Origin of the sequence: Pseudomonas sp. 3296 (assembly GCF_031456615.1) — a bacterium.
GTDB lineage: Bacteria > Pseudomonadota > Gammaproteobacteria > Pseudomonadales > Pseudomonadaceae > Aquipseudomonas > Aquipseudomonas mucoides.
On the sequence record NZ_JAVDUY010000030.1, the window covers coordinates 1 to 1,674 of the forward strand.

Below are 1,674 nucleotides of genomic sequence, written 5' to 3' on the forward strand. Positions count from 1 at the left end.
CGTCGGTGTAGGCCTTTGACGACTCGCTCGCGATATTTTTGCTCATAGTGATCGGCTCCTGGGTCTTGATAATTCATGCCGAAACGCATGGTGTTCCTAAGAAACACCCTCCACTGGTTGCAGTGTAAAACCAAACTCAGCCGCGCGTCGGTGTAGGCCTTTGACGACTCGCTCGCGATATTTTTGCTCATAGTGATCGGCTCCTGGGTCTTGATAATTCATGCCGAAACGCATGGTGTTATAGAACAGGATCGCGATCTTTCGGGCTGTAGCTGTGACGGCCTTGGCTTTGCCGATTCGAGCCGCAAGACGCCGATAAAACGCACCCAATGCCGTGTTCGTTCTGCCGACGGTCACCGCGGCTAAGCGCAGATGGGCGGTCACTCGATTTTTGGTCTTGCGGGTATGGGCCGAAAGTACTTTGCCGCCACTGATGCGACAGCCGGGCGCAAGAGTGAGCCAGGAAGTGAAATGGTGGCAAGTCCGCCATCGACTCAGATCCGTGCCGCACTCGGCGACCAGCCGAAGAGCCAGGTAGGGGCCGATGCCGTGGATCTGGGTCAGATCAACACCGACCAGTTGATAGAGCAAGGTACGTACATCGAAATTGAGCGCGTTGGGTTGCCGAGTGTTATGCCGTGGTTTTGGTAGCGGCTCAGCGGGCAGTGTCTTTTCCTGCGAGAGCTTAATCAGCGTTTGTGCAATCTGCTGGTCGCAAACCAGTAGCTGCGCTTGATAAGCGTCATACATGGACAGCGCCTGCGTCAAAGCGAAAATGTGCTCGGGCTGGTAGTTGCCGACCAGCGATGCCTCAATCACATCAACACCCGCCTTGCAGCGCTTGTCACTCAGCGCCGCTAACGAGGAGGGGCTGCGCTCGCCTGCGACGATGGCGCGGATTATCCGCATCCCCGACAAGCCGGTGATATCGGCCACGACGTGATGCAATTGCAGGTTCATGTGCGTGAGAGCTTTTTGCATGTGCTGAATATGCGCCGCGGCATAATCGAGATGACGCTCCCGCAGCCGCAAATAGCTGCGCAAAGCCGAAATCTCACGATCTGGGTGAAAGCTGGCTCGAAGCAGCCCACAGGCATGGAGTCGCTGAATCCACTGTGCGTCATTCACATCGGTTTTGCGCCCTGGCACCGCACGGGCATCTCGCGCATTGGCGAGTACGACCTGAAGGCCATGCGCTTCCAGTATTTCGTAAACCGGAATCCAGTAAATGCCTGTTGATTCCATGGCGACCGTCGTTATCCCAAGACTTACCAGCCAGTTGGCCATGCGCTCGAGATCGGCAGTGAAGGCCTGGAAAGTTTGAACGGATTCTTTGGCCAGGTCTGCAGGAACGGCCACCACATGAAAGCGTGAGCCAATATCAATGCCGGCTGCGTAATCATGAATAACCGGTAACCCACGCTGCTTCAGATCATGCTTCTTCATGAGCACCTCCAGTCAAGTTGAACTGGACGGGGACTCGGATCAAATCACCTTCCTAAACGGGGTCACGGAACGTGCCACCACTAACGGGTCCGCAGCTTCCCCTGGGTCAAGTTTTTTGACGGGGACTAAGCCTCCAAAAAGCCAGCGACCACTGTCCAGTAGGATCAGTGTAGAACGCAGTGTTTCTAATCCAATGGGCCGCGGAGCGCCGGGGAGGCGGTTTTTTAA

Annotated in this window: 1 protein-coding gene; it reads right to left on the minus strand. The window is 55.7% G+C overall.

The features are described 5' to 3' along the window. Positions 1-96 precede the first annotated feature (96 nt). Positions 97-1,446 (minus strand): IS110 family transposase, encoded by a 1,350-nt coding sequence (locus J2X66_RS30130; protein ID WP_310272371.1) that lies wholly within the window; start codon positions 1,444-1,446, stop codon positions 97-99. Between the last annotated feature and the right edge of the window lie 228 nt (positions 1,447-1,674).

Coding starts and splice junctions, on each gene's coding strand:
- J2X66_RS30130 (WP_310272371.1), bottom strand. CDS start 1,446: ATGAAGAAGCATGATCTGAAGCAGCGTGGGTTACCGGTTATTCATGAT.